The sequence below is a fragment of the Streptomyces sp. NPDC006739 genome (assembly GCF_042869815.1).
In the GTDB taxonomy this organism is placed as follows: Bacteria; Actinomycetota; Actinomycetes; order Streptomycetales; family Streptomycetaceae; genus Streptomyces.
The window spans coordinates 329,452-354,425 of sequence record NZ_JBIAGM010000007.1 but is presented as its reverse complement, the minus strand read 5'-3'; the positions used below and the strand labels follow the sequence as shown (position 1 = coordinate 354,425).

At 71.3% G+C, this 24,974-nt stretch carries 31 protein-coding genes and 2 pseudogenes; 11 read left to right on the top strand and 22 right to left on the bottom strand.

The window, feature by feature from the left end; genetic code table 11:
* Positions 1-102 precede the first annotated feature (102 nt).
* The 4 genes from ACFYMM_RS17625 to ACFYMM_RS17610 form a co-directional block, all read right to left on the bottom strand.
* Positions 103-300 carry a hypothetical protein gene (locus ACFYMM_RS17625; RefSeq protein ID WP_388387300.1) on the bottom strand — a complete coding sequence of 66 codons (198 nt, stop codon included), beginning with the start codon at positions 298-300 and terminating at the stop codon, positions 103-105.
* A gap of 610 nt (positions 301-910) precedes the next feature.
* A complete protein-coding gene (locus ACFYMM_RS17620; RefSeq protein WP_388387298.1) occupies positions 911-1,495 on the bottom strand; it encodes a YrhB domain-containing protein in 585 nt (194 codons plus the stop codon).
* Between the two features lie 1,031 nt (positions 1,496-2,526).
* The gene (locus ACFYMM_RS17615; protein WP_388387296.1) at positions 2,527-3,033 is read right to left on the bottom strand and encodes a GNAT family N-acetyltransferase; all 507 of its coding nucleotides are present in this window, start codon (positions 3,031-3,033) and stop codon (positions 2,527-2,529) included.
* A gap of 22 nt (positions 3,034-3,055) precedes the next feature.
* A complete protein-coding gene (locus ACFYMM_RS17610; RefSeq protein ID WP_388387293.1) occupies positions 3,056-3,337 on the bottom strand; it encodes a hypothetical protein in 282 nt (93 codons plus the stop codon).
* A 435-nt stretch (positions 3,338-3,772) separates the two neighbouring features.
* On the opposite strand from ACFYMM_RS17610, the gene ACFYMM_RS17605 reads away from it, so the two are divergent.
* Positions 3,773-5,173 (top strand): hypothetical protein, encoded by a 1,401-nt coding sequence (locus ACFYMM_RS17605; RefSeq protein WP_388387291.1) that lies wholly within the window; start codon positions 3,773-3,775, stop codon positions 5,171-5,173.
* Between the two features lie 80 nt (positions 5,174-5,253).
* On the opposite strand, the gene ACFYMM_RS17600 is transcribed toward ACFYMM_RS17605, so the two are convergent.
* Positions 5,254-5,382, bottom strand: coding sequence for a hypothetical protein (locus ACFYMM_RS17600; protein WP_388387289.1), 129 nt, complete (start codon positions 5,380-5,382; stop codon positions 5,254-5,256).
* Positions 5,383-5,819: 437 nt separating this feature from the next.
* A complete protein-coding gene (locus ACFYMM_RS17595) occupies positions 5,820-6,731 on the bottom strand; it encodes a DMT family transporter (RefSeq protein WP_388387287.1) in 912 nt (303 codons plus the stop codon).
* Between the two features lie 302 nt (positions 6,732-7,033).
* Between ACFYMM_RS17595 and ACFYMM_RS17590 the strand changes: the two genes are divergently transcribed.
* Together ACFYMM_RS17590 and ACFYMM_RS17585 are read left to right on the top strand one after the other, a co-directional pair.
* Complete coding sequence (locus ACFYMM_RS17590; protein ID WP_388387285.1) at positions 7,034-7,768, top strand: SDR family NAD(P)-dependent oxidoreductase; 735 nt, start codon at positions 7,034-7,036, stop codon at positions 7,766-7,768.
* Between the two features lie 53 nt (positions 7,769-7,821).
* The gene (locus ACFYMM_RS17585; RefSeq protein WP_388387283.1) at positions 7,822-8,604 is read left to right on the top strand and encodes a polysaccharide deacetylase family protein; all 783 of its coding nucleotides are present in this window, start codon (positions 7,822-7,824) and stop codon (positions 8,602-8,604) included.
* A 3-nt stretch (positions 8,605-8,607) separates the two neighbouring features.
* On the opposite strand, the gene ACFYMM_RS17580 is transcribed toward ACFYMM_RS17585, so the two are convergent.
* Positions 8,608-9,699 (bottom strand): galactosyldiacylglycerol synthase, encoded by a 1,092-nt coding sequence (locus ACFYMM_RS17580; protein WP_388387281.1) that lies wholly within the window; start codon positions 9,697-9,699, stop codon positions 8,608-8,610.
* Between the two features lie 218 nt (positions 9,700-9,917).
* Here ACFYMM_RS17580 and ACFYMM_RS17575 point away from each other — a divergent pair, with 218 nt between their 5' ends.
* Positions 9,918-10,829, top strand: coding sequence for a DMT family transporter (locus tag ACFYMM_RS17575; RefSeq protein WP_388387279.1), 912 nt, complete (start codon positions 9,918-9,920; stop codon positions 10,827-10,829).
* A gap of 26 nt (positions 10,830-10,855) precedes the next feature.
* Here the strand turns inward: ACFYMM_RS17575 and ACFYMM_RS17570 are convergent, their stop codons facing one another.
* From ACFYMM_RS17570 to ACFYMM_RS17555, 4 genes are all read right to left on the bottom strand, one after another.
* On the bottom strand, positions 10,856-11,296 hold the full coding sequence (locus tag ACFYMM_RS17570) for a hypothetical protein (protein WP_388387277.1): 441 nt from the start codon (positions 11,294-11,296) through the stop codon (positions 10,856-10,858).
* A gap of 71 nt (positions 11,297-11,367) precedes the next feature.
* Positions 11,368-12,228 carry a serine hydrolase domain-containing protein gene (locus ACFYMM_RS17565; protein WP_388387275.1) on the bottom strand — a complete coding sequence of 287 codons (861 nt, stop codon included), beginning with the start codon at positions 12,226-12,228 and terminating at the stop codon, positions 11,368-11,370.
* Positions 12,225-12,887, bottom strand: a complete 663-nt coding sequence (locus ACFYMM_RS17560; RefSeq protein WP_388387273.1) for an AraC family transcriptional regulator ligand-binding domain-containing protein — start codon at positions 12,885-12,887, stop codon at positions 12,225-12,227. Before ACFYMM_RS17560 ends, ACFYMM_RS17565 begins: the two co-directional genes overlap by 4 nt.
* A gap of 46 nt (positions 12,888-12,933) precedes the next feature.
* The gene (locus ACFYMM_RS17555) at positions 12,934-13,608 is read right to left on the bottom strand and encodes a PaaI family thioesterase (protein ID WP_388387271.1); all 675 of its coding nucleotides are present in this window, start codon (positions 13,606-13,608) and stop codon (positions 12,934-12,936) included.
* Between the two features lie 238 nt (positions 13,609-13,846).
* Here ACFYMM_RS17555 and ACFYMM_RS17550 point away from each other — a divergent pair, with 238 nt between their 5' ends.
* Positions 13,847-14,428: a TetR/AcrR family transcriptional regulator gene (locus ACFYMM_RS17550; protein ID WP_388387269.1), complete on the top strand. Its 582-nt coding sequence runs from the start codon at positions 13,847-13,849 to the stop codon at positions 14,426-14,428.
* 23 nt (positions 14,429-14,451) lie between these two features.
* Here ACFYMM_RS17550 and ACFYMM_RS17545 read toward each other — a convergent pair whose 3' ends face one another.
* Positions 14,452-14,928: a 4-oxalocrotonate tautomerase family protein gene (locus ACFYMM_RS17545; RefSeq protein WP_388387267.1), complete on the bottom strand. Its 477-nt coding sequence runs from the start codon at positions 14,926-14,928 to the stop codon at positions 14,452-14,454.
* Between the two features lie 118 nt (positions 14,929-15,046).
* Here ACFYMM_RS17545 and ACFYMM_RS17540 point away from each other — a divergent pair, with 118 nt between their 5' ends.
* The 4 genes from ACFYMM_RS17540 to ACFYMM_RS17525 all read left to right on the top strand — a co-directional run bounded on the left by ACFYMM_RS17540 (position 15,047) and on the right by ACFYMM_RS17525 (position 16,476).
* The gene (locus ACFYMM_RS17540) at positions 15,047-15,355 is read left to right on the top strand and encodes a GNAT family N-acetyltransferase (RefSeq protein ID WP_388387265.1); all 309 of its coding nucleotides are present in this window, start codon (positions 15,047-15,049) and stop codon (positions 15,353-15,355) included.
* A 78-nt stretch (positions 15,356-15,433) separates the two neighbouring features.
* On the top strand, positions 15,434-15,580 hold the full coding sequence (locus ACFYMM_RS17535) for a GNAT family N-acetyltransferase (protein WP_388387263.1): 147 nt from the start codon (positions 15,434-15,436) through the stop codon (positions 15,578-15,580).
* A gap of 279 nt (positions 15,581-15,859) precedes the next feature.
* A complete protein-coding gene (locus ACFYMM_RS17530; protein ID WP_388387261.1) occupies positions 15,860-16,075 on the top strand; it encodes a hypothetical protein in 216 nt (71 codons plus the stop codon).
* Entirely contained in the window at positions 16,072-16,476 is a 405-nt protein-coding gene (locus ACFYMM_RS17525) for a (2Fe-2S) ferredoxin domain-containing protein (protein WP_388387259.1), read from the top strand. The genes ACFYMM_RS17530 and ACFYMM_RS17525 overlap by 4 nt, the downstream gene beginning before the upstream one ends.
* Here ACFYMM_RS17525 and ACFYMM_RS17520 read toward each other — a convergent pair.
* Positions 16,454-16,951, bottom strand: a pseudogene (locus ACFYMM_RS17520) (hypothetical protein); the annotation flags it as partial. The gene ACFYMM_RS17525 and the pseudogene ACFYMM_RS17520 overlap by 23 nt on opposite strands.
* A 20-nt stretch (positions 16,952-16,971) precedes the next feature.
* Between ACFYMM_RS17520 and ACFYMM_RS17515 the strand changes: the two are divergent.
* Positions 16,972-17,319 (top strand): hypothetical protein, encoded by a 348-nt coding sequence (locus tag ACFYMM_RS17515; protein ID WP_388387257.1) that lies wholly within the window; start codon positions 16,972-16,974, stop codon positions 17,317-17,319.
* 10 nt (positions 17,320-17,329) lie between these two features.
* Here ACFYMM_RS17515 and ACFYMM_RS17510 read toward each other — a convergent pair whose 3' ends face one another.
* From ACFYMM_RS17510 to ACFYMM_RS17500, 3 genes are all read right to left on the bottom strand, one after another.
* Positions 17,330-17,536, bottom strand: coding sequence for a hypothetical protein (locus tag ACFYMM_RS17510; protein ID WP_388387255.1), 207 nt, complete (start codon positions 17,534-17,536; stop codon positions 17,330-17,332).
* A 63-nt stretch (positions 17,537-17,599) separates the two neighbouring features.
* Positions 17,600-18,568, bottom strand: coding sequence for a M56 family metallopeptidase (locus tag ACFYMM_RS17505; protein WP_388387253.1), 969 nt, complete (start codon positions 18,566-18,568; stop codon positions 17,600-17,602).
* A gap of 5 nt (positions 18,569-18,573) precedes the next feature.
* A complete protein-coding gene (locus ACFYMM_RS17500) occupies positions 18,574-18,999 on the bottom strand; it encodes a BlaI/MecI/CopY family transcriptional regulator (protein ID WP_388387251.1) in 426 nt (141 codons plus the stop codon).
* Positions 19,000-19,220: 221 nt separating this feature from the next.
* On the opposite strand from ACFYMM_RS17500, the gene ACFYMM_RS17495 reads away from it, so the two are divergent.
* On the top strand, positions 19,221-19,868 hold the full coding sequence (locus ACFYMM_RS17495; RefSeq protein ID WP_388387249.1) for a phosphatase PAP2 family protein: 648 nt from the start codon (positions 19,221-19,223) through the stop codon (positions 19,866-19,868).
* 104 nt (positions 19,869-19,972) lie between these two features.
* Here ACFYMM_RS17495 and ACFYMM_RS17490 read toward each other — a convergent pair.
* The 6 genes and pseudogenes from ACFYMM_RS17490 to ACFYMM_RS17465 all read right to left on the bottom strand — a co-directional run.
* Positions 19,973-20,595, bottom strand: a pseudogene (locus tag ACFYMM_RS17490) (helix-turn-helix domain-containing protein); the annotation flags it as partial.
* A 4-nt stretch (positions 20,596-20,599) separates the two neighbouring features.
* Positions 20,600-20,968 (bottom strand): hypothetical protein, encoded by a 369-nt coding sequence (locus tag ACFYMM_RS17485; protein WP_388387246.1) that lies wholly within the window; start codon positions 20,966-20,968, stop codon positions 20,600-20,602.
* Between the two features lie 49 nt (positions 20,969-21,017).
* Positions 21,018-21,896 carry a glycine betaine ABC transporter substrate-binding protein gene (locus ACFYMM_RS17480; protein WP_388387244.1) on the bottom strand — a complete coding sequence of 293 codons (879 nt, stop codon included), beginning with the start codon at positions 21,894-21,896 and terminating at the stop codon, positions 21,018-21,020.
* Positions 21,897-21,984: 88 nt separating this feature from the next.
* Complete coding sequence (locus ACFYMM_RS17475) at positions 21,985-22,629, bottom strand: hypothetical protein (protein ID WP_388387242.1); 645 nt, start codon at positions 22,627-22,629, stop codon at positions 21,985-21,987.
* 209 nt (positions 22,630-22,838) lie between these two features.
* On the bottom strand, positions 22,839-24,515 hold the full coding sequence (locus tag ACFYMM_RS17470) for a hypothetical protein (protein ID WP_388387240.1): 1,677 nt from the start codon (positions 24,513-24,515) through the stop codon (positions 22,839-22,841).
* A gap of 221 nt (positions 24,516-24,736) precedes the next feature.
* Entirely contained in the window at positions 24,737-24,958 is a 222-nt protein-coding gene (locus tag ACFYMM_RS17465) for a hypothetical protein (protein WP_388387238.1), read from the bottom strand.
* Positions 24,959-24,974 lie beyond the last annotated feature (16 nt).

Genomic DNA, 24,974 nt, shown 5'->3' with positions numbered 1-24,974 from the left:
AACCGAACGGCACAGACGCGCAACCGCAACGAGTCCGCCGTGATGTCCGGTACATCCCAGGGCAGTACGCCCCCGTAAACGCGGACCCGGTCCCGGTCATCGTCAGCCAGCCTCCGGCTCGTCATCGTCGGCGATCTCGGCGTCCAGCACCTCATCCTCGGGCGATGCACCCGTCGTAGCGTCGCCCTGGGACGACCCGGCCGCACCAGTCAGTCGACTGGTCGCCCCGCGAATTCTCACCGCGTCGGTGACGTCCTCCCCCGGATACGCCTCCGCGCCCCGCCGCAGCTTCAGCAGCACCCGCGCGGAGATCTCCTGTCGATGAGCCGACCGCCCAGGCCACCATCGCGTAAGCCGGGGACGACATACCCGTACTGCAGGTCATCCGATGCCCGCTGCAGCGCGCGTGGGCCAGAGCACTGACCCGGGCACCGGGGGCGCATACACCATGCAGGCGCTCGACAAGGGCGGCCGATCACGCGGCTCGGCCATCACGTCGTGGCGATCAGCGTCCGGCGTACAGCTCAGGATTGGTGGACTTTGAAGTGGTCGATCGCGGCTGGGACGGTGGTGGTCTTGTCGGCTTCCTCTTCGAGGATCCCCGCTGTGCGGCGACGAGCCACTTCACGCGGTCTTCGATGCCGGACCCTCAACGGGCACGGGGCACCAACGCCCCGCCCGATCAGACGGGCCGATCGTTGCGGAAGCCCAGCGCGACGGCAGGACGGAAGCACGCAGCGCTGAAAGCCGGGCATCCATAGCCTGCGGGAGCCGAAGGTGGCGGGCGCCCTCATCACCGACACCCCGGTGCATCGCATCCACCACTCCTACGACGGCGGCGCCGACGTCTTCCTCGCCACGCCCGGGGAAGGGACCGAATGCGCAATCGGCATGCGGACCGGCTTTCCCGTCAACCCTCGGGTCCGTGACTGGCTCGGATCACCGCTCCCCTCAGGATGGTCTTCACCGCAAATACCGGGTCGAGGGGCTCCACGAGTTCCCTGGTGGCGAGGGCCACGAGACGCGTGGGCGCATCACCGTCCACCAAAGCGCTCACGTACTCGACGGCCTCCGCGGGCGAGAGCACAGGCAGTGTCTGGCGCAGTGTCCGCACAGCATGCATGCGTCCGCGCGTAGCGGCGACCCCGCACAGCACATCGTGTAGATCGTCTACCGCGGTGCGCACGGGCAGCCCACGTATCCGGGCCCGGTAGTCGGCCTCCCACTGCCCCGTTGCCGCGGAGACGACACCGACCTGGTGCAGTCCCCCGTCGACACGGTCCACCAGGTACGGCCCATTGCCGATCAGCATGTGCCCCGGGTTCCGAGTGCGGACGAACTCCTCGGACTGCCAGGACACGATCCACACCAATTCGTGCTTCTCGACACGGACCACAGCCATCCGCGTCGCGTCCACACCCACAGCCCGCCACCGCTGATAGTCGCGCTCCAGCTGCTCTTCGACAGCCCGAACGGCGGCTTCTCGCTCGATCACGCGTGCAGCATCCCGTCCCGGCCCTCTGCCGACCAGCGAATTCGCACGATCCAGCGCCACCTACGAGGGGGCCGACGCCCCTCTTCCTCAGGGATTCGACAGCTGCGGAACAAGTGCTTCGCACCGGTATCGCTGTGCACCAAGAGCTCTGCACCCCTGCTTCGAGGGCTACGAGCCCGGACACCTACCCCCGTCTCCCGGCCAAGCACCTGCTTGCCTCCCGTCCAAGAACGACCACCCATGCCCATGTGAGCACTACCTGCCGCCTGCGCACCGCCGTCCTGCTGCTCACTGAGCGCCGGTCACGGCGGCCGCCGTCGCGCTCAGGCGAGCCGCCGGCAGCCGGCCTGCTCCGCCCCACGCTTTCCTACGGCGAACCTTCCTTCTGGCGGCGCGCCCTGCCGCACTGGACAGCCCGAACGCCGACACGCCGACGCAGTGGCACGTGATCCGTGCTCTCACCCCTCCTACCACCACGGTCCACGCGGACTCGCCGATCGCCCTCTTCTTCGGCATCGCCCGAGAGAGAGGTGTCGCATCCGGATCAATGCGACACCGCTCCGGCCAGACCGGTTCCTCGACGAGGCACGAGACCGCGGGAACGGTCCGGCTGATGCGCTTGGCCGGATCCTCTCCCACACCGCGGCCCGCTACGTCCGCGCCGGTCACCCCAATCGAGCGTGTCGTGGGTCGACGGTGAAGTCATCGACTGCTGCTTGTTCGAGGATCCCCCAGCGTTCCACTGTCTACCGCGCTTACGGGAGGCGTTGGCCTCGCCGGTGCCGCGGCCCCGGCGCCTTCTCCGGCCAGGTCGACAGCAGCGGCTCGACCAGCGCCCACAAGTCGTCGTCCACGATCCACGGCCGAATCGTCCCATCGGTCACCCCACTCAACACTCAACGGCGGTGGAGCTTCGTACTCCGTACGCGGCCGCTGCTCGACACCGCCGAGCTGCAATCTGATTTACCAAGGACTACAACTCGCGACCACGCCGTCCTCTGATTCTCTGGACGGACAAGCCGGTGAGCGGGCTAGCCAAGAGAGCGGCAGTAGCGCAACTTGTTCAGAGAGGCCCCGCCAGTGGTGTCCTCCACGGCCGCGCCGTCCGCGCGCCAACCGGCGGCCTCGTAGAAGTTCCGGGCGCGTTCATTGTCCTCCAGTACCCACAAGGTGGCGTGGGCGTAGTCGGCCTGCCCCAGCGTCGCCAATGTGTCCAGCATCAACTGCTTACCAACCCCGGTGCCCCAGACCTCGGGAATCGCGTAGAACGTGCCGATCTCCGCGATGGCAGGGTCCACCTGAGACGGGCCGAAACCCGTGAATCCGGTGATTCCCGCTTCGGTTTCGGCTACCAGTACCCCCGATGCCGGCCAGCGTGTTTCCGCGATGCGTGTCTTCCAAGCGGACTCCTCGCGGACTGGGTCCATGGCATCGAGGTAGCGCTGCGGAACAAGACCGGCAAAGGCCGCACGCCACGAGTTCACGTAGACACCAGCAACCGCTGATGCGTCATCAGTCCAAGCCGGTCGAATTCGCATGGCTGACATTGTTCAAGGCGCCTCAAGCCGGGCCAAGTTGTTTTCCCGACGGCGGCGTCTGGAGCTCAGCAGTCTGTGCCAGCAGCGCGCGCCGGAGCCCGCGCAGGTTGGCGGTGTCGAGCCAGCGGCGTCGCCAGTAGTCCAGCCAGGCAAGGGCTGACTGGAGCGTCAGCTCGTCCAGTGGCCCGACGCGGCCGTCGATGACCAATCGGCGGTCGTCGATGTCGAGGTCGCGGAGCTGGAGAAGGCGGATCGCACCGGGGCGGGCGGCGTGAACGGCCGCGAGAACGAACCCGGACAGCACATCGGTCCGGCCCTCTGGCCATGGGACCAACGACTCAGCGGGACTCAGGAGAACTCACGGATGCCGCACAGTTGCGCGGAAGGATGACCTGTCCGCCTACCATGTTGGGCAACTACTGGTGGGACGCGAGCGCCCGAACGGCGGGAAATGAACCCTGGGAAGCGGTCCTACGGTTTTCCAGCCCTACGAAGCCGGCGTGAGCTCGCGCGGCAGGGGGGCCGACTTCACTTGGGGAGCAGCGCAGACATGCCGAAGGGGTATGCCCAATGGGGGAACGTTCTCTTCTGGCAACGGAGATGGGATCGGCGTAGCGGCCTGGCACCGGAGACGAACAGGGCAAAAGACATCGCTCGAAGGGGGTTCGAACCCTGTCTGCTGGCGGTTCTCCGGCTGTCGCTGGGCCGGCACGCGGACAACCCGGACAACCGCCCCTGGGTGTCCGCGCAGGAACTCGCCCGCACGGGCCATCTGGCGCGCGCGGTTGAGCTGGCGTACTCGATCGACGACGAACGCAAGCAGGGCGAGGAGCTCCTAGCACTCGTGAAGACCGCGGCAGTGGTGGGAGACCTGTGTGTCGCCCAGGAACTGGCCGAGTCGGTCCCCCTGCGGCAGCGGGACGAGGCGCTACTCGCGCTCGTGCCTGCGTGGGCCCGCGCCGGCGAGCGCGATATCGCCACTGCGCTGGCGGAAAGGATCCGCTATCCGCACAACTGGGGGACGGCCTGGGCACTGTTGGCGAAGGTGGCGGCGGACAACGGTGACACCGATGAAGCACTGAGGTTCGCCGCCCGCGCCGATGCCGAGGCCGGTGAGAAGGAACAGGTGCTCGCCCTCCTCGTGCAGGTGGCCGCCGCCACCGGCGACCATGTCCGGGCCGCCGCGCTCGCCGACCGCGTGGAGGCCATCGCCCGATCCGGGCACGCAGAGGGCTGGCCCTCTCGCCAGCCCCGGGCCGTGACCACGGTATTGGCCTACGAGGTCCTGAGGGGTGATTTGAGCCGGCTCGACGCCCTCCTGCGCTCCTCGGCCAGGCCCGCTCCCGACGTTTGTGAGCCCGCGACAGGTCTCCCGGCGCCCGGCGAAACCGCCGACGAGGACGTGGCACGGCACGGAGAGCTGGCCGAGACGATCGCCTGCCCGCGTCCACCCAGGCCCCCTCTCGTCGCCTGGGACATGGCCTGCGTACTGGACATGATCGCCGAGACCGCCGATCGGGACGTGGCTCTCGCCTTGGCCGACCGGGCCGAGACACTGCTGGAAACCGGTGACGGCCGTGATCACGACATTCTGCTGGAGGCCGTGACTCTCCTGCTGGCCCGGCATGGGCAGGTCGAGCGGGCCATGGCCCTCGCCGACTGGCTCGACCCCGGTCAACGAGCGGGGCGGCAGGCGCAGATCGTCGGGGAGCTGGCCCGCCACGGCGACACGGACAGGGCCAGGACCCTGGCCTTCGCGATCACCGACCGCCGGGCACGAACCAGGGCATTGATCGAAGTGGTCCAGGAGCTGGCCCGGCACGGCGAACCGGGCCACGCGGAGGACCTCGCCCGCACCATCACCGACCGCTGGGCACAGGGCGAGGCACTGGTCGAGGTCGTCCGGGAACTGGCCCGGCGCGGTGATCCGGACAGGGCCGAGGCCCTCACCCAGGCCATCACCTACCGTGCGACACGAGCCAGGGCACTGGCCGCACTCGTAGAGCGGTCCGCGCCACCCCTCGCATACAGGCTTGCAACCCAGATCGTGCTTCTCGACGGCTGGGCCACCGCTCTGCCGGTTCTGGAAGAGATCGCGCCCCGCGCGATAGCGATTATCGCCGATCAGATGACGAGCTGATGCGGGACGGGCCATGACATCGCGCCGAACCGCTCGTCACCGCGTAGCCACACCCCATGTTCGCTGGTGGTATTGACTGGCTACTGCTGCTCCTCGGGCTCCCAGCCGCCGTTGTCGCTGATGACCGCGACGTGGAGGGTGTCGGCGTGGGAGTCGACCCCGCCGACCACATCCTGGTCCGCCGTGCTGTCCACGACCGCTGATGCCATGCTGTTGACGCCCGACCTGGCCCGGCACGTCTGCGGACGGCGCCCGCCGCGCGCGTACGGTCGAGCGGCCGGCCGGCGAGCGAGTCCAGCGCGGCGGTCGGTTCCTCGGTGCGGGACAGGACGCGTTCCGGTGCGGCGCGCACGATGGTGAGCGAGGGGTCGGTCAGCCGCGCCTCCACGGTGACGCCGAGGAAGCCGGTCAGAGCCTTCCAGGGGTCCTGCTCCGCCGGCGCCTGTTCCGCGCGGTCGGCCTGTGCTTCCAGGCCCGGCGCCGCCACGGTTTCCATCAGGGCCTCCGGCGTCGGGAAGTTCCGGTAGACGGTGGCCACCCCCCCACATCCGCGAGACGGGCGACGTCGTTGAGCTGCAGCCGAGTGCCGTCGTCGACGAGCCGGCGGGCCACGTCGACGATGCGCTGCCGGTTGCGGGCAGCGTCCTTACGCATCGGTGGGCCGGTTCCCGGGATCGTGTGGCTGGTGGCGCGGTGAATGCTCGGGGTTCCGTTCGCCGCCGGGCATGACGGGGTGCCGCCCGAGTACGAAGACGCCGGTGACCGCCGCGACCACTCCTGCCGCCTGCCAGGCCAGTGCGCCGGGCGTCGTGCGCAACTCGTCGTGGAGGAAGCCGATCCCGCAGGCGATGCCGATCATGGGTTCGGCGGCGCTCAGCGCGGGCAGCGACAACCGCAGCGGCCCGGCCTCGAACGCGCTCTGCACCAGCAGCAGCCCCACCACCGCCAGCGCCACGACGCCCCAAGGCTGCCAGGAGACGAGCAGACCGGTGACTCCCCTGGCCCCGAGGATGCCGCCACAGACGCGGGTGAGCGCGTCCTGGAGGCCGTAGAGCGTGCCGGCGGCGGCGGCCAGGAAAGGAGGCCGGTGCAGCAGTCGCAGGTGCTGGGAGATGACGACGAGAGCCCCCGCCAGCCCTACCACGCAGCCGATCACGAGCCACTGCCGCAGCCCACCGGCCGACCCCTGCCCGCTGTGCGGACGCCCCGCCAGTACGAAGGCCGTCACCCCGCCGCTGAGGGCGAGCACTCCGAGCCACCCGGACAGGCCCAGCGGCTGGTCCCCCATCCAGCGGGCGAGTGCCATCGCGAAGAGCAGGTTCGCGGTGAGCATCGGCTCCACCTGGGCCAGGCTGCCGTGGGCCAGCGCGACCGCCCCGAGCACCTGGCCCACGACCATGCAGCCGATGCCGGCCAGCCAAAGGGGCACGCGCACGAGGTCAAGCAGGAGTCTGAACGACAACATCAGGGACAGCGGTTCGCGTTCGGCCGCGTGCTGCTGCAGCACGAAACCGAAGCCCAGCAGACACGCGGCGGAAAGGCTGTAGAGGTACACCACGGCCTGTCATCCTCCTGTCCCGCTCGTGCGACGGCCGTCGTCGGCCTGAGCCCGGTCGGGGACCGTTTCACAAAGTCACCCGGCCGGCTCATCGCTTCGCCCGTGCGCACCACCCCTGAGTTTGAAGGCCGCGAGCGCGGGCTACCCCTCGGTGGTCGGTGAAACCGTCGTACGGGGATGGACGGGGACCGGCGGGGCCAAGAGCGTGCCCCTCGCTCAGGGAGGTCAGCTTGGGACGCGTCACGACGGATTCGTACCCGGCTCCTCGTACCCTCGCGCCGGGCGCCGTACCCACGGCGGGCGTGGCACTCGTGACGGGCGCCTCCTCCGGCATCGGGGCGGCCGTCGCCCGGGCTCTGGCGAAGGAGCGCTGGTCACTGCTGGTCTCCGGGCGTGACCGTGCCCGGCTGGACACGGTGGCGCGTGAGACGTCCGGTGTCGCGATTCCCTGCGACCTGACCGATGCCGACGGCGCGGGGCAGTTGGTCGACCGCGCCCTTCGGCAGGTGCCCGGCATCGACCTGCTGGTCGCCGCCGCCGGGTGCGGCTGGGCGGGGCCGTTCACGTCGATGCCCGGCAGTGAGGTGGACCGGGTGCTCACCCTGGACCTGGCCTCGGTGATGCATCTGGTCCGGCGGGTTCTGCCCCCGATGGTGGAGCGGCGGCGCGGCCGGCTGGTCCTGATCGGCTCCGTGGCCGGCTGCGTCGGTGTTCGCGAAGAGGCGGTGTACTCCGCGGCGAAAGCAGGACTCGGGGCCTTCGCCGACGCGCTGCGGTACGAACTGCACGGCACCGGTGTGCAGGTGACCCACGTCGTGCCTGGGGCGGTGGAAACCCCCTTCTTCGCCCGCAGAGGGGTGCCCTACTCGCGCAGCCGCCCGCGTCCGGTCTCACCCGAACGGGTGGCCGCGGCGGTCGTCGCCGCGGTGCGCGGGGAACGCCAGGAGGTGTTCGTGCCGGGCTGGCTGCGTGTGCCGGTCGCGGTGCGCGGCCTCTCCCCCTCGCTGTACCGGCGCCTGGCCGCCCGGTTCGGGTGACCGGGGGCCGTCGGCTCGGGGCGAAGCCGGGCAGAAGCACCTGGGGAGCCGGGATGAAGCACCTGTGGGGCGGCGCCGGCCGGGGCCGGTTGTCCGCCGCGGCCGTCGCCGTCGTCCCCGCGCTGGTCGCGGCGGCGCATGTCGGGCCGGCCGGGACCTGGCTCGCCGGCCCGCGGCGCGCCTGGCTTCCGGGCTTGGCGGGCGTCGGCAGCACGGACCACGTGGCGCTCACCTTCGACGACGGCCCCGATCCCCGCTCGACTCCCGCTTTCCTGGCCGCCCTGGACGAACTGGCGGTGCGTGCCACGTTCTTCGTGGTGGGCGAGGAGGTGCTGCGCCACCGTCGGCTGAGCCACGACATCGTCCGACGCGGACACGAACTGGCGGTGCACGGCTGGACGCACCACCGGCCCTGGCTGCCCGCGCCGGTCAGGGAGGCGGCACAGTTGGCGCGAGCCGCGCACGCGGTGGCGGAGGTTTCCGGTGTCCAGCCCCTCTGGTACCGGCCCCCGTACGGCATCCTGACCGGTGACCGGCTGCTGGCCGCGCGCCGCACGGGGCTGCGCCCGGTTCTGTGGACGGCGTGGGGTCGCGACTGGACGGCTCACGCCACCGCCGAGTCCGTGGCGGCGACCGTCCTGCCCGGTCTGCGGGGCGGTGGCACGGTGCTGCTGCACGACACCGACCGCAACGGGGCGCCGGGCTGCTGGCGGGCCGCGCTGGGCGCGCTGCCCGGCCTCGTCGGCTGGTGCCGGGCGGCGGGCCTGAGGGTCGGTACCCTCGCCGAGCACGGCGTCGCGGGGGCGGCGCGCGTGGCCGGCTCCCCCGCGCGATGATCGTCAGTTCGCCGCTCGGGCGAGGAGTTGTTCCAGCGGGCGGACGACGTCACCCCGGAAGAGCCGGCCCACGGCAGGGTCCCGGTGGTCCCGTGCCGGGTCGCGCCAGGTGAGGCGGTCCAACGCCTGCACCAGTTGCCAGGAGTCGGCGGCGTACTCGGTCAGGCCGAGCACCGCCATCCGGCGCACCCCCTCCGCGCCGTGACCGGGGATCGGCCGGTATCCGACGACGGGGGTGCCGACGGCGAGTGCTTCGAGTGCGGTCTGCCCCGCGGCGTTGTCGACCAGCGCCACGCAGGCCGCCAACAGGCCCGGCATGTCGTCCACCCAGCCCATGGCGAGGGTTCCCGGCACCCTGGTCAGCAGGCGCCGCAGCCGCTCGTTGCGCCCGCACAGGACGACTGGCAGGTAACCGGCGCCGGCCAGCAGCCGGGCCGTAGTGTCGAGCCGGCTTCCCACCCCCCACGCGCCCGAGGACAGCAGCACCGGCGGGCGTTCGCCGGCGGCCGTGAGCCGGTGTCGCCAGGACGCCTCACCGGGCGGGTGCGGGCGGAAGCGGTCCGGCAGCAGCGGGCCGCAGGCGGTGGCGGGGCGTCCCACACGGTGCCGTACGTCCTGGGCGAGTTGCGGGGTGAGGCACAGATTGAGGTCGTTGCCCGGGTGAAGCCATTGCCGGTGTACGGCGAAGTCGGTGATGAGTACTGCGCTGGGCACCGCAAGCCGCCCCAGAGCGCGCATCCGGCCGGTCAGCTGGGCGGCGAGGTGGAAGACCCCGACGACGGCGTCGGCGCCCTCGCTCGCCGCCTGCGCCCGCAGCCGCTCCTCCGCGAGCACCGCGAGCGGCGCGCTGCCCGGCCGGGGACCCGCGCCGGCGCGGAAGAAGGCGGCGTAAATGCCGGCGTAGAGCAGGGGGACGTGCCGGACCGTGGCGTGGTAGAAGCTCCGCAGGGCGGCGCCGGTGCGGGCGGGCAGCATCTCCAGCACGTCCGTGTGCACCGCCTCGTGCCCTGCCGTGCGCAGGCGGCGGGCCAGCTCGACGGCCACCGCGTCGTGTCCGGCCCCCATGCTCGCGCTGATCAGGAGCAGGCGGCTCACGGCAGGCGCCCGAGCGGTACGGCGGTGGCGTACCGCCGGCACCGGCAGGGGGCCGTCTGCGGCATGGTCACCTCCTGTCGGGCAGTGGGCAACAGGTATCCGCGGCACCGGGTGCCTGACGTGCGTCGGCCGGTGTCCATCCGTCATGCATAGCCGATGTGGGTAGGTTTATCACTGTGTAGGGCGGTTACGTCTTGTTCTGAACGACAGGCATTCGCATGAACGTGCTCACCGTCGTCATGGCCCTGCTCTCCGCGCTGTCCAACGCGACGGCGACCGTCCTGCAGCGCAGGGCTGCCGTGGAGCCCGACGAGGTCACCGGCCGCGGCGGCAGAGCGGCGGCGGCCCGGCTCGCGGGACTCCTGAGCCGTCCGTACTGGTGGGGCGGAGCGATGGCGATGATGCTGTCGGCGGTCTTCCAGGTCATCGCCCTGGACGCCGGGCAGCTCTCCGTGGTGCAGCCACTGCTGACCTCCGAACTGTTGTTCACCCTGCTCGTGGGTGCGGCGGTGTTCCAGCACCGTCCTGGCGCGGGGACATGGCGGTCCTTCGTGATGCTCGCGGGCGGGCTGGCGATCTTCCTGATCAGCGCGTCCCCGTCCCCCGGGGACAACCGGGCCGGCGACTGGCGCTGGCTCGCCGTGGGCGGCGGCCTCGCGTGCTGCGTCGGCGTCCTGCTGGCGGCCGCACGCCGTATGCGTGGCCCCCTGCAGGCCGCCACACTCGGCGCCGCGACCGCCGCGTGCTTCGCGGTCACCGCCGCGCTCATCAAGGAGGTGACCGCACGGTTTTCGGAGGGCCCCCTCGCGGTGCTCACCACCTGGCACACGTACGCCAGTGCAGCCGTCGGCCTGCTGAGTGTCCTGCTGCTCCAGTGGACGTTGCGGGCCGGTACCCTGGCTGCCTCCCAGCCGGCCCTGACCCTGGGAGACGCCCTGATCAGCATCACCCTTGGCGGCCTGCTGTTCGGGGAGAGCATCGAACTGGGCTGGCACCTGCTGCCGGAGGCCGCGGGGGTGGGCCTCATGGCGGCGGGCATCGTCGGTCTGACCCGCTCGCCGGTGGTGGTTTCCGGTCGAAGCTGGGACGAGGGGGAAACGGAGCCCACCGGAGCCCGCCGTAAGGCCTGACCTGCGTCGAATGCGCCCCTCGGTCCTCAGTTGTCCAGGACGAAGAGGGGCTTGTGGCCGGCCCGGTCGGAGGTCAGTACATCGGGGATCTCCTCCCAGGCGTGGAGCGAGCCGGTGACCAGCTCGGGGTGGAGCGTGCCCGCGGCCACCGCCTCCAGGACCGGAGTCATGTTCGGCCGCGCATGCCCCTTGCCGTTGTGGAAGTGGACCCCGCGCTGGTAGAGCGCGAGCAGGGGCAGCTGGACGTCGTCGAAGTAGATGCCGACGCTGTTGACGTACCCCTCGGGCCTGACCGACAGCAGCGCCTTGCGCAGCCGCTCGGGGTTGCAGCCGGCGTCCACCGCGAGGTGGAAGTCCTTCTCCCGCTTGCCGTCGACGTCGTGGACCTCGGCACCGAGCTGCTCGGCGACCTTCATCCTGACCGGGTCGTCGTCGTAGTACACGGTGCGGGCGCCGGCGCAGTGCACCGCGACGTCGACGCAGTACAGGCCGATCGAACCCGTTCCGCCGAAGACCGCGATCTCCGGGTCGGCGTCCCCTACGCCGACTTCAACCTCGCCAAATCGTCGCCACCAGGACTACCGGCTCGGCCATGAATGACCCCTTTCGTGTGATGACACTCGTTGCAACAGTGGCGGGTGGCTTCCCCGAGGGCCGCGAAGACCGCCTTGACGTACTGGGCCGTGCGGACGTCGCCGAGCAGGCCGGTGCCCATGCGGTTCATGACGTACGCGACGGTGGCCCGGCGCTGCGGGTCGATCACGACCACCGGTCCGCCCCAGCCCGTCCAGAAGGGGATCCGCCCTTCCGGGAGACACGGCACCGCGGGCGACGGCAGTCCGAAACCGAGTCCGAAGCGCAGGTGCGCCCCGAGCACCGGGTCAGGCCCGTCGGTCTGCCGCTCGAAGATCAGGTCGATCGTCCGCGGCGGCAGCAGTCGTACGCCGTCCGGCGTGCCGCCGCAGGCGATGGCGGAGTGGATCCGGGCGAGCGAACGGGCGTTGCCGTGACCGCCCGCCGCACCGATCTCCGCGCGACGCCACTCCGGACGCCACGACTGGTCCGCCCCGCCCAGGGGGCCGGTGAAGGTCTTCACCGCCACGCCGTCCCCGTCTGCCCCGGCGAGGTCGCTGGAAGGGAACGGCGGCGGGACGACGTCGGCGACCCGGCCGAACTCGGAGTCCGGCAGCCCGATGCGGAAGTCGGCGCCGAGCGGACCGGTGATCCCCTCGGCGACGAACCGGCCCAGGGTGCGTCCGTCGATCCGCCGGACCAACTCCCCCAGCAAGTGGCTGTAGTTGAGCGGGTGGTAGCCGGAGGCGCTGCCCGGGGGCCACCACGGCGCCTGCCCGGCCCGCGCCGTCGACGCCGGCGCGTCGAGGACGTCCGCCAAGGTCACCGGCCGGTCCCAGCCCGAGACGCCGCACGTGTGGCCGGCCGCACCGTGTTCGCGACGCTCTCGCGGGGATCGGTGTAGTGCGCCTCGAGATACTCGACGGCCATCCGCCGCAGCTCCGGGTTGACCGGCGTCGGCATCGGCCGCGCGAAGAGCTTCGTCCGCACGCGCAGCAGGGCTCGGCCGGCGTTGAACCGGACGGGCGCACCGAAGAAGTCGGCGTAGACCGACTCGTCCGTCAGCGGCGGATGGGGCATGTAGACCCCGAGAAGCTCGTATCCGCCGCTCATCGTGGTGAGATTGCGGTGCAGCAGCCCCAGGCCGGCGTCGATCGTTCGTGGCTCGTACGGAATGTCAGGATGGAGCATCCGGTAGTCGACGGCCCCGGTCCCCGCGTAGCGTTCAGGATCCGGCTCACGGGACAGACGTATGCCCTGGTTGTGTACGAACAGGAATCGTGGTGCGCAGTCCAGCCCTTCCCCGACCGTGTCACTGTTCCCGACGGCCGGAGCGAGGGGGCCCGGCATCGACATGTCCTGGTGAGCCGCCAGCCGCAGCCAGAGATCGGGACAGTTCAGCCGCTTGGTCGCCCTGCGCAGGATCCGCCCGGCCGTCGCCGCGGGCAACATCCCGTTCTCGGAGTCCAGATCAGCGGTCGACACTCCGAACTCGGCCAGCAGTCCGGCGCCGTCGCCCCCCGCTCGTCGATCAGCCGGTCGATACCGCGCATCGCGGCTGCCCGGATCTCCATCTGCCTGGTCCTACAGGTTGGGGAACAGCGTGCGGACATGGCGTGGATCGGGCGCGACGAAGACGGCGTCGGCGGTGACCAGGTCCGTGGCGGGGGTCCGCCTCGGTGGTGATCGAGCCGGTCACGTGGGTCTTGCGGTCGTCCGTGCCGGAGACCCGGACGACGATCCGCAGCGGTGTCTCCAGTGGTACGGGCCCGTGGTAACGGAGTTGGAGCGAGACCGTCAGTCCGGGTGAGCCGTGGATCGCGCAGGCGCGGCCCATCAGCTCGTCCAGGAGCATGGCGCTCATGCCGCCGTGGCCGTATCCGGGCGGGCCCTCGTGCGCGATTCCGAGGACACACCGACCCATCAGCCCGTCGGCGGTCGACGTGACGCTCACCGGCGGAGCGAGCGGACTCCCCGCTCCGGTCACGGGACTGTAGATCCGCACGCCGGTGGGGAACTCGTCCACCTCGGGAATCTCCGTCCGGGCGCGTCGTCGTCCGGTCAGCAGGGCCGTGACCTCGCGGACGGCGTCCGCCACGCGGTGGAGGGTGTCGGGGGTGGCGGCGGTACGCACGGTGGCTTCGACCAGAGTGCGGAGTTCGCTGCCGAGGCGGGTGATGGCCGCCTTCCGGTGATCCAGTTCCACAGGTGTCAGTCCGACATCCACAGGTGTCACTTCGTCGGTTCGGGAATCGGCGTCACTGGACGGCGGATCGGTGAGGGGAGTGTGCATCGGGACTCTCGGTGCTCCGAAGGAGGTGGTGTGCAGGCGCGGCCGGTCATCGCCCTGACCGGAAGAGGGTTTGGGGACCGGCGCGTACATCGGCGCGGTTGCTATGCTATGACGGTCGTTATAGGCAAACCCGGCGGAAGGCATCGCATCCATGAAATCCAGCCCGACCGTGCGCGAGCGGATCGTGGCCGGTGCGGCCGACATGATCAGCCGGCGCGGCCTGAATGCGACCAGCATCCGCGAGACCGCCAAGTACACCGGGGCGCCGCTGGGTTCGACGTACCACTACTTCCCCGACGGCAAGCAGCAACTGGCCACGGAGGCCGTCCGGTACACGGGCGAGTGGACCGCCCGGGGGCTGCGCAGGGCACTGGAGGCGGGGCCGGTCGCCGGATTGCGGGACTTCCTCGCCGTGTGGCGCGGGATCGTCGTGGACAGCGACTTCCGGGCCGGCTGCCCCGTCCTGGCCGTCTCCATCGAGGAACCACCCACCGACGAGATGCCCGCCGCCCTCGTGGCCGCCGCCGATGTCTTCACCACATGGGAGAACCTGCTCGCGGACTCGCTGCGTGAGCACGGCGCCGAGCCCGATCAGGCGGACCGGCTCGCGACGCTCATCGTCGCGGCCGTCGAGGGCACGGTCGCCATGTGCCGCGCCAAGCGCAGTGTCCAGCCGCTCGACGACACCGCCGAGCAGTTGCAGGCGCTCGTCCTGGCCTCGATCAAGGACTGACCCAACGCCCGGCACCCTCGGCTTCAGACGCCCAGCGCGGCGCGGACCGCCTTGACCCGCTCCGCCGTGAACACTCCGCTCTCCAGCAGCGGCAGGATCGACAGCACACCCCCGGACGAGCCCCAACTGCCCTCGTCGATCACCCGGAAGTTGACCCACCAGGCCGGCGCCGGCCGCTCCAGCCCGCAGGCCGCCGCCAGTGCGGCCAGGACCCGCTCGATGACCTCGGCCCGCACCTCCGGCTGCCACGCGGCGTCCATGACCGCGACATCGATCACCATCACATCGAGTTCCGGGTCGGCGTCCGCCAGCAGTCGGCCGCCGACGGCCATCATGTCCCGCTCGCGCTCCACGAAGTGGACCTGGAACCCGACCCGTGCGGCCGGGGCGTGCCGGCCCACCTCGGGCACCAGCACGGCGTCGGTCAGGGTCTCGGCCAGCTCGCGACGCTGTTCCAGACTCAGGCGCCCCGTCGGCGCGTTCACGGTGATGATGGTCACGACATCCCCCTATGACAGTCGCTATAGTCGGCAGCCTACCCACACTTATAACGACTGTCATATAGGCCCGCGCCTGGTGTCCCGGCTCACATACAGGCCGACCCTCACTCTGGACCTCATGTCCCATCATGATCATGTTCGACTGCGCCCTGTCGCCGAGAAGGACCTCGACCTGCTCGAGCGCCTCCATGAGGACCCTGCCGAGCTGGGAGAACTCGGCTTCTTCGGCCATCGCAATCCCGGGCGACTCCGTCGGCAGTGGGCCGAGCACGGTTTCCTCTCCAACCAAGGCGGACGTTTGACGATCGCCGGAGACGACGACCGATTCGTCGGGGAGGTGCAGTGGCATGAGGTGCTCCAGGACCCGGCGTCGCCCTGCTGGAACATCGGTGTGTCCCTGCTGACCAGCGAACGCGGCCACGGCTAAGGCAAGCAGGCCCAACGCCGGCTCGCCGAGTACCTGTTCGCTCACACCAAGGTCAACCGGGTCGAGGCGAGCACCGAGGTGGCGAACATCGCCGAGCAGCGCGCCCTGGAGTGGGCGGGCTTCACTCGCGAAGGCATCCTGCGGGGGGCCTGTTTCCGTGCCGGCGCATGGCACGACATGGTCATGTACTCAGTGCTGCGCGCAGAGGTCCTGCCGGAGGCGTGAGCCCGCGGGCCGGAGACCACGCTCCATCAGCGAAGTGGACCGGTACTCCTCGCGGACATGCGGGACGCGCGGCGGCGACCCGGGTGACGCCACGATCCGAGCCGGACGATCGTCCGGCTCGTTGACGAGGTACGGGCCGCCGCGGCCGTCTCCGCCCCGGGCCGGCCGACCGGCAGTGCCCCGGTGCTGCTCACCGGCTGATAGCCTCCGTGCGCGGCCCGGCTCGCCGCCGAGGTGGGCATCACCGACGTCCGAGCGTGGGCCCCGTCGCAGGACAACGTGAGCACGGTCGAGGAGATGGAACAGGTGGGCCGGAAGGTGCTGTTGGTCGGTGACGGCGTCAACGACGCCCCCGCCCCGGTCGGCACCCCGCCCCTGCTCCTGCCACCGGGCGTCGTAGCCCACGAGCGTCCCGCCGTCATCATCGGCCGCAACGGGCCGCACCCGCTTGCCGACAGCGCCTCGCGCCGCGCCCAGGCCGGGGTCGGCCGGTGAGCCGCCGGGACCGCAGGGCTGCCCCCACGGCAGGGTCGGACCGATGCACCGTGACCGTCTGCCGTGGCTGCTGCTGCGGCACCGCCAAGATCCCCGGCGTCGACCACGCTGCCCAACTGGCCGGGCTGCGTGGTGCGCTGGAGGGCACCGCGCGGGTGCGGGTGACCGACTGTCTGAGCGCCTGCGAGCACGCCAACGTCATCGTCGTCCAACCCTCCGCCGCCGGACGGGCGGCCGGCGGACGCCCGGTGTGGCTGGGCCTGGTCAACGACCCCGACGCCGCCGACGACATCGCCACCTGGGTGCGCTCGGGCGGTCCCGGGCTCGCCGAGCCGCCCGGCGTGCTCGACCTGTACGCGTTCGCTCCTTCCCGCCGCATCCGGCAAGCCGTCGAGAGCTGACCGGACCGTCGGGACCGGCGGGACGTGGGGTGAAGAGCGCAGCGGCGGTCGGGACGGCGAGGGCGGCGAAGCCGCCGCTGGGCGTGCCGGCCGCGGCGACCGCCGCGACGAGGACGGGTCCCCGGGCGTCGCCGAGTTCGCGCCCGAGTCCCGCGGCGCCCATGGTCTGGCCGATGCGCTCGGCAGGGCCGGCTTCCGTCAGCGCCGCGAAGCCGAGCGGGGTGATCAACCCGGTCCCGGCTCCGATGAGTACGGCGGCCGGCAGGAGGCCGGGCAGACCGGACGGTGCCGCCACGGCGAGGCCTGCCGCCGTGACCGCGAGTCCGGCGCGGATCCCCGCGGTGGTCGTGATGCGGCCGTGGTCGAGAGCAGCGCCGGCGCGGGGCTGGACGAGGGCTGCGCTCCCGGCGAGCAGGGACACGGCCGCCCCCGTGGCGACGGGCCCAAGGTGAGCAGCGGCGCCCGCGACGGACAGAAAGCCGACATAAGCGGCAAGTGCCGCGGTGGCCGCCGCCCGAGCAGCCGTCGGCCACAGGAAGCTCGCCGGCCGAGCCGTCGGGCCAGGTCGACCACGGTCTGCCGTGCCTTGGGCGGCGGCGGGAGGGCAGACAGGGCAACGGCTGCCCGGACGGCGACCGCGGCGGCGAGAGCGGCCATGGCGGTGAAGAGCAGCGGAAGGCCGCCGACAACGACCAGAAGGCTACCGAGGAGGGGTCCGGCGGTGCAGCCGACGCTCTTGAAGAGGCCGTAGGAGCCAGAGGCCCGGCCGTGCGTGGCAGCCGGATCGAGGCGGGCGGCCGGCGCACTGCGGCCGGCGAGAAGGCGGACGCGGCCGCCCCCTGACCGAGGCGGGTCACCCACAGCCATGCTGGACGGGTTTCAGCAGGATCTCCGCGCCGTCGTAGAGGGCGAGCAGGCCGCCGAGGACGAGCAGGGAGTCATGGTGGCCGGTGGCGAAGCGGCCTAAATTCGCGGCGACGCCGTGCGCGCCCAACGCAGTGGTGAACCCCGCCACGCACAAGGGCCACAGCCGGATCCGGCCCGGCGTGCGGCCCGGCATGCGGCCCGAGCCTGGGGCAGTGGCCGGCACCGTGGTCTCCCTGGCCGAGGCGTGGCGGCCGGGTCAGCCGGCGCCTGCGACTTTGAGCAGCAGGTGCAGGTCGTGGGCGGCGGCGAAGGCGCATACGGCGCTGGAGCCCACCACGGCGGCGGCCCCGGCCAGCGGCAGCAGCGGGAGGTTCAGCGGCAGCGAGTACACCGGGGGTTCGGCGAGCAGGGCGGCGACGCGGCGGGGAACCGGCCCTGCGGCCTTGAGCGGGCTGTGGCGTCGGCCCAGCAGGCCGAGCACCGCGCCGGACAGGCTCTGGCGGGGCGGGCGGCGCGCGGTGGCCAGGGCTGCCTTGCCGATGGCGCGGGCGACCTGGCGGCGGTCCCCGCACACGGTCGCGGCACGCTCGTCAGCCCAGCGCTCGATGGTGTAGGACACGGCAGCGGTCACCGGCCTCAGCAGCGGGTTGCAGGTGGCGGCCAGCTGAGCGGCGGCGACGAACGCGTAGTGGTGGCAGGCCAGATGGGCGCTCTCGTGGGCGAGCATCGCCTCGCGGTCCGCGTCGTCCAACGCTTCGAGCATGCCGGTGGAGACGACGATGCGCCCTGGGAGTCCGGGCAGCGCGTAGGCGTCCGGTGCGGCGTCGGCCGTCACGACGACCCGCCCCGCGCCCGGCAGGCAGGCCGCCTCGAACACGGCGCCCGCCAGCGCCCGCATCCGGCGCCACAGCATCCGCGTCCCCGCCGTCAGCGCGACGGCCAGCACCAGGCCGGCCACGACCGCCTCCGCGGTGGAGACCGAATCGCCTGCGCGCACGGTGCCCACGGACCAGTCACCCGCCAGCGCGGCCAGCGGCAGCCGCACCACACCCGCCACGAGCAGCACACCCAGCGCGGCGCAGCTCAAGGCCGCCAGGGCCAGCGCGCTCGCGGTCAGCAGCCAGGTCGCAAGCCGCGGCTCCAACCGCTCGGCCAACGGCCGGGCAGCCCACGCGGCCGGAACCGGGAACAACAAGGGCAGGTACACCAGCAGGTGCCACGCCATGCCGCTCACCCCTCGCCGGGATCGCCGGGATCGCCGAGGTCGCCGAGGTCGCCGAGGTCGCCGAGGTCGCCGAGAAGCTGCCGCAACAACTGCTCGTCGCTGCTGGGCAGTTCCTCGACGAACCGGGCGAGCACCGCCTCGCGGTCCGAGTCGGACTCCAGCACCTGCCGCATCCGGCGGGCGGTCAGCCCGTGGGTGTCCGCCACCGGCGCGTAGGCATAAGCGCGGCCCTGCTTGTACCGGGTCAGCAGCCCCTTGTCGAACATGCGCGAGAGCACCGTCACCACCGTGCTGTACGCCAGGCCGCTGTCCAGGTGCTCCAGTACCTCGCCGGGGGTCAACCCCTGACGCGAGGACTGCAGCAGGGCGAGGACCTCGGCCTCCAGCGCGCCAACCGGTCTGCGCTCACCCGGAGTCGGTCCGCTGTTCATGAGTTGGCTACCCTCCATTCATCATCTACAGTTCGGTAGAACTTCTACCGCGCAGTAGAAGTTGGCTCGCCGTCGAGTCTGCCATGCCATCCGGGTACGGCACGTCGCTCGGCACGCCGCCAGGGCCGTGCAGTACGACGCCAACTTCTACAGGCGCGTAGACGGCTGATCTCGGGTCCTGGTCCACCACCCCCTCTTCTGCTCTCGGGAGATACCGCCGAATGACGCTCCACCCTGTCGTCCAGCTCGCCTTCGACGGCTCCACCATCGACGGCTCACTGTTCACGGCCATCACCGGCTTCGCCCGTGACACGAAGTGGCTGAACACCCCGCTCAACCTGTGGACCAATGCCGGGCTGGGCGTTTTCGCGGTGCTGATGGTGGCCGGCTGGTGGAAGGCCCGCCGTCGCGACACCCCGACGATGACCCTCGCCCTGGCCGCGCCGGTCGCCGTCGGGGTCGCCTTCGTCGTCGCCGAGGTCGTCAAGAAGATCATCGCGGAGGTGCGGCCGTGCTACTCGCTGCCGCACGACTACTTCGTCAGCACCTGCCCGGTCCGAACCGACTACGCCTTCCCCAGCGGACACACCACCGTCGCCGCGGCGAGCGTCGCCGCACTCTGGCTGCTCGACCGGCGCCTGGCGACGATCGCCGCCGGCTTCGCCCTCTTCGAGGGCTTCACCCGCGTCTACCTCGGCGCCCACTACCCGCACGACGTTCTCGGCGCCGCGCTCCTGGCCATGCCTGTCGCCTACCTGACCGTCCGCGTCCTCGGCCGTGTCGCCGTCCCGCTCGTCACCCGGCTCAGCACCGGCGCGCTGAAGCCCGTGCTCACCGCGGCTCCGGCCGGCGCCCACGCCGTTCGCTGACCTGGCCTTGGCGCCTGGCCCTCGGCCCCTGGCCCCTGGCCCCTGGCCCAGAAACGAGGACAGCCGGGCCGGCAGGGTGGCGCCCCGCGCAGGCCCTGCCGGCCCTAACCGCCCCTGTGGGTCTCGCGGAAGGCGCCGGGAGTCGTACCGGTGTGGCGCGTGAAGAACTTGCCGAAGTTGGTGGGTTCGGCGAAGCCCAGGCGGCGACCGATCGTCGCCACCGGTTCGTCGGTGTGGGCGAGCAGCCGCTGGGCCTCCAGCGCGACGCGGCCGTCGATGACGTGTTTGACGGGCTGCCCGGTGGCCGCGGTGCAGGCGCGGGTGAGGGTCTTGACCGTGTAGCCCAGGTGGTGGGCGAGTCGGCGGCGCGGCGCGTGGTGGCGTAGGAGCGTTCCAGCTCGGCGCGGAAGCGGGCGTAGACCTCGCCGCCCGCGTGCGGGTCGCCGCCGCCGTCGGGGTGGGGCAGCCGCTCGATCTGCAACAGCACGGTGGCCAGCAGGAGTTGCAGGATCTCCGCGGACACCGTCTCCTTCGGTCGGCCGTACTCCGCCCGCAACTGGCCGAGCAGGGTGGCCAGCACGGCGTACTCGGGGCTGGCGCCCAACTGCCGGCATCCGGGACCGTACCACTCCTTGACCAGCCGGTCGGCGCTGCTCGTGTAAGGGCCTGGGCCTGGGCGAGGGTCCGCAGGCCGCGTGGCGTGGCCTGCGGACCCGCGACCGGGCCGGCGCTCAGCCGATCCAGAGGCCGTAGACGCCCCCGTCCTTGGCATCGTTGTACGAGATGAGCCTCGGCTCCCAGCGCCATCCGGTGCTGGGCTTGCGGTGGTGGAACTCGACCGACTGCCCGGCCTTCCACCAGTAGCCGCTCGCCGTGGTGCAGCCCTTGGGCGGGATCTCCCAGAACTGCGAGCCGCCCCAGTCCCCGTACTGGTTCTCGCCGACGAAGAAGAATTTCACCGTCTCGGTGGAACCGCTGCAGACACTGAGGGTCACGAACTTGTCGCCGCCCGCGTAGGCCGATCCAGGAGCCGCCAGGCCGCCGAGGAGGGCGGACGCGATGAGCACCGCCACGGAGAACTTGCGTCTGAGAGTACGCATGCGAACTACCACCATTTCTTGTTACGTCTGTGTCGGATCGGGTGTGGGTTCAGCGCAGCAGCCCCTTGGAACGCAGCCATGTGCCGGCCGCTTTCCCGGGAAGCTCGCCCGCGTTGACCGATGAGGTGAGTCGCGCCAGTTCGGCTGTCGTCAGCACGGCGTTGACACGGGCCAGCGCCTTTCTGCCGGCCAGGTCAACGGCGGGGGCGCTGATCAGGGGGAAGACGTGCTCGGGCGCGATGAGGGACTTGGGGTCGGTCAGCACGACCAGGCCGTCCCGGGCGATCGTGGGGTCGGTGCCGCTCAGCACCAGCACGTCCGCCGTTTTCCCCGCCTCGGCGGAGGTGAGGGTGATGCCGTACGCCTTCTCCAGGGACGGGACCCCGGGGGCGTCAGGGTCTCCGGAAGCGGGGCCGCCGAGTGTGAGGCGGCCGCCGGCCGTGCGGAGGTCCGCAAGGCTGTGCAACCTGTAGCGCTCGGAGGTCGCCTTGGTGACGGCCAGGACGATCCCGCGTTGCGCGGCGGCCGCGGGCAGCGCGACGATCCCCGGTGGCAGCGCCATGCTCAGCGTCGCCTCCATGTTGCCGGGCACGGTCTGGCCGCCCGGCATCGCGCGCAGCAAGGTGCTCTCGTACGAGGGCGCGATGCCGATCCTGCCGTCGGCCACGGCCTGGGCGGTGTCGACGGCGGACGCGTACGGCGGGTTCGCCGCCTTCACCTTCTCCCCGGCGGCGGTGAGGAGTTCGCCGTACAGTGCCGCCACGACCCGGCTCTCGGCGGAGCTGTCGGTGCCGATGACCGCCGGCCCGTGCCGGTCCGCGTAGCCGGCGTGCGTGCCTTCGGTGTTCTCCTCGGCACAGCCGGCGAGGACGAGAAGCGAGCACACGGCCAGGGCGAGGATTCGCAGCGGGGAACGGATTCCTGACATCACGCGACACCACTTTGCGATGAGGCGCGCGGCTTCACACGACACGGGGATCACGCGAAGCCGCACGCGGTGTTCGGGGGTCGCTGATTCAGCAGTGGGCGCCGCGTTCGGCGGAGGTCATCGCCCGGTCCTTGAAGTTGACGTAGCCGTAGCTGGGGGTGTCCTGGTTGAAGCCGGACTCCTGGTAGTCGTAGACGTACCAGTCGTAGTGGCCGTAGTACTTGTCCTTGAACTGGATCTCCCACCAGCCCTTGGCCTGCTGCTTGGCGGTGCCGCGCTCGATCCAGCCGACGTGTCCCGCCGGGATGTTGACCGTGTTGGACTCGGTGTCGGTGTGGGAGTTCTGCCAGGTGTGGCTGTAGGAGGTCTCGACGGAGACCTCGAAGACCTCGGCGAACTTGTAGCCCGCCGTGACCGAGACGCCGACCGTGTTGCCGGCGGTGGTCGTGTCCGACCAGTCGATCCGGTGCTGGTTGGTCTGGCTCCCGCAGTTGTACGCGGTGCTGCCGACCTGGTGCCTCGGGCCGGTGTACCCCCAGTAGCTCTGCGGGCGGAACTTGCAGAAGCTGGCCCAGCTGCACGCCTTCAGGAGTTCGGCGCTGGTCGGTGAGCTGTCGGCGAAGGCCGTCTGGGGGGCCGCCAGAAGCGAGGCGCCCACGGTGAGGGCCGCGAGTGTCCCGGTGGTCCGGGAGAAGCGCTTGGCGGATCTGTTCCTACGGCGCGCGAACTGCATCTCTGACTCCATGGGGGGTGAGCCGCCGACGGGTGTCCCTCGGCGTCGTCCTTGGGCATGGCTCCGGGCGGCCGACTCGGTTCCTGGTGCCGTCCATCGCCACAGCCCACCGCGGTGCGGCGGACCGGTCGCAACTCACTCTTGGGAACGCGGAGTTGTTCAGCTATGCAGGTCAGAGACATAAACAACCCGGCCGTGAACCACGGCCCTCAGGGGGTCGGTGGGCAGGGCGACCCGACGGGCGAGGGCTTCGTGTGCTCGTTCGCGGCGGTCCAGTCCTGCTGCCACGCGCCCACGCAGGCGGCCAGCGCCACCGTGAGGGCTGTGGACAGGGCGACGACCAGGCTCCGCGTTCTGCGTCTGGTACGTGCTTCCGCCCAGTCGTCCATCGTCCGGGCGACCCGTGACGCGGAGAGGAAGGACCGTTCGCCGGCGGTGAGATCCTCGCCGGAGTCCTCACCTTCGATGAACAGCGCCTCGGCCAGGGACAGTCGGGCACCCCGGTACAGGACGCCGGGGTCGCGGCCGTGTTCCTGCCAGACTCGGGCGGCCTCGGTGAGACGGCGGTGCTGACGCAGCCGCTCGCGGCCCTCCTCGATCCAGCCCTGCAGCCGGGGCCAGCAGGTGATCAGGGCCTCGTGGGCGAGTTCCACGGTCTCGACGTCCACGGTCAACAGCCGTGCCTGGGCGAGCAGTTCGACGACGACGGGGACCTCGGGGTCCCTCCACTCCCGCAGTTCGGCACGCCTGACCGGTCGGCGGGTGTCCGGGGCACCGTCGCCCGGTGTGATGAGCGCCAGCAGGACGCGGCGGGCCGTACGGGCCTGCTCCGGGGACAGTCGGCCGTACACGTCTTCGGCCGTGGCGGCGATCGCCCCGTCCACCCCGCCCGCGGCCTCGTAGGCGGCCACCGTCAGCACGCCGCTGCGGCGGCGCCGCCAGGTCTCCAGCAGGGTGTGCGAGAGCATCGGTAACCCGCCCGGCTGATCGACGACCTCCTCGGTGATCCTCGCGGTGAGTTCCCGTTCCACCCGCAGTCCGGCGGCCGCGGCCGGCTTGACGATCGCCTCGCGTATCTCCGTCCGGCTCATCGGCCTGACCGCGAGGCCGGCGTGCCGCAACTCGTCGAGGAGTTCCCTGTGCTCCGCACACCGCGCATGGAAGTCGGACCGCATGGCGATCACCACGCGCAGCCCGCTGCCCGGATCTCGGGCGGCCAGCAGCAGATCGACGAACCGCCACCGGTCGGCGCGGTCGCGGCACTGGGTGAAGACCTCCTCGAACTGGTCCACCACCACCCACCGCTCCGGGCCGCCCTGCCGCGGTGTCAGCAGCGAGAGGTGGGTGGCCGCCGGTCTCGCACCGGGGGTGACCACCTCCAGCACCGCCTCCCAGCCCCGCTCGGCCACGATCTGCTCCAGCCGGGGAACGAGACCCGCGCGCAGCAGCGAGGACTTGCCGCTGCCCGACGCGCCGAGCAGCGCCGCGAACCGATGTTCCCGCACGAGCGCCAGCAGGTCCTCGACCAGCCTCTCTCGTCCGAAGAACAGTCCTCGGTCGCCTGCCCCGAATCGCGCCAGTCCCAGGTAGGGCGCGTCGTCGTCCCCGCGGTCGGCCGCGGCCACCTCGGCGGCAGCTTCCTCCCACCGTCGCTTCCACACCTGCGGGTCCGCCCCGCATGCCCGTGCGTAGCCCCGCACCACCTCCAGCGTGGGCAGTCGTTTACCGGACGCGGCCTGTGAGAGGGCGGTCACCGAGAGGTGCGCCCGTCGGGCCATGAGCCGATAGGTGGGACTGCCGGCCGCCCGGCGCAGGGAGCGCAACTCGTCGGCGAAGCGGGCTATCGGACCGGCGCCGGGATCCAGCGGCGTCTCAGGGCGCCCCATGGAGGTCAGGCCGCCGGCCAGTCGGCGAGCTCTCGCTTGAGGATCTTGCCTGTCGCGGTCATGGCAGCCCGTCCCGGAACTCGACGATGAGCGGATACTCATGGCCCGCCGTATTCTGCCAGCTCCGGATCACGATGTCCGCCTCGGTGGCCGCCCGACTGTGCGCTGTCGCGCGCCACCTGCGTCCCCTCGCGGGACGGATGTCGGCGTATCGGTGCTCGTCAGCCTTGGCGTCGGCGACGCCGCAGAGTACCGGCAGTTCCACCAAGGGCCACGAACAGTGAGCCGCCCACCAGCACAGGCAGGTTCGGGATGACGGACGCGTGGTGATGCCCGAAGAACGTCCGTGATGTCGCTTCCCCGAGCAGCCCGGCGGTCAGCGTGACTCCCCAGAACATCAGGAGGATCGTCCAGCCGTTCCGGGCACGCATCCAGTCGTTCACGGGGTCATCATGCGCC

Coding starts and splice junctions, on each gene's coding strand:
- ACFYMM_RS17615 (WP_388387296.1), bottom strand. CDS start 3,033: ATGCGAATTCGACCGGCTTGGACTGATGACGCATCAGCGGTTGCTGGT.
- ACFYMM_RS17480 (WP_388387244.1), bottom strand. CDS start 21,896: ATGTCAGGAATCCGTTCCCCGCTGCGAATCCTCGCCCTGGCCGTGTGC.
- ACFYMM_RS17575 (WP_388387279.1), top strand. CDS start 9,918: ATGAACGTGCTCACCGTCGTCATGGCCCTGCTCTCCGCGCTGTCCAAC.
- ACFYMM_RS17540 (WP_388387265.1), top strand. CDS start 15,047: ATGTCCCATCATGATCATGTTCGACTGCGCCCTGTCGCCGAGAAGGAC.
- ACFYMM_RS17500 (WP_388387251.1), bottom strand. CDS start 18,999: ATGAACAGCGGACCGACTCCGGGTGAGCGCAGACCGGTTGGCGCGCTG.
- ACFYMM_RS17470 (WP_388387240.1), bottom strand. CDS start 24,515: ATGGGGCGCCCTGAGACGCCGCTGGATCCCGGCGCCGGTCCGATAGCC.
- ACFYMM_RS17600 (WP_388387289.1), bottom strand. CDS start 5,382: ATGGCATCAGCGGTCGTGGACAGCACGGCGGACCAGGATGTGGTCGGC.
- ACFYMM_RS17505 (WP_388387253.1), bottom strand. CDS start 18,568: ATGGCGTGGCACCTGCTGGTGTACCTGCCCTTGTTGTTCCCGGTTCCG.
- ACFYMM_RS17550 (WP_388387269.1), top strand. CDS start 13,847: ATGAAATCCAGCCCGACCGTGCGCGAGCGGATCGTGGCCGGTGCGGCC.
- ACFYMM_RS17495 (WP_388387249.1), top strand. CDS start 19,221: ATGACGCTCCACCCTGTCGTCCAGCTCGCCTTCGACGGCTCCACCATC.
- ACFYMM_RS17485 (WP_388387246.1), bottom strand. CDS start 20,968: ATGCGTACTCTCAGACGCAAGTTCTCCGTGGCGGTGCTCATCGCGTCC.
- ACFYMM_RS17510 (WP_388387255.1), bottom strand. CDS start 17,536: ATGCCGGGCCGCACGCCGGGCCGGATCCGGCTGTGGCCCTTGTGCGTG.
- ACFYMM_RS17475 (WP_388387242.1), bottom strand. CDS start 22,629: ATGCAGTTCGCGCGCCGTAGGAACAGATCCGCCAAGCGCTTCTCCCGG.
- ACFYMM_RS17585 (WP_388387283.1), top strand. CDS start 7,822: ATGAAGCACCTGTGGGGCGGCGCCGGCCGGGGCCGGTTGTCCGCCGCG.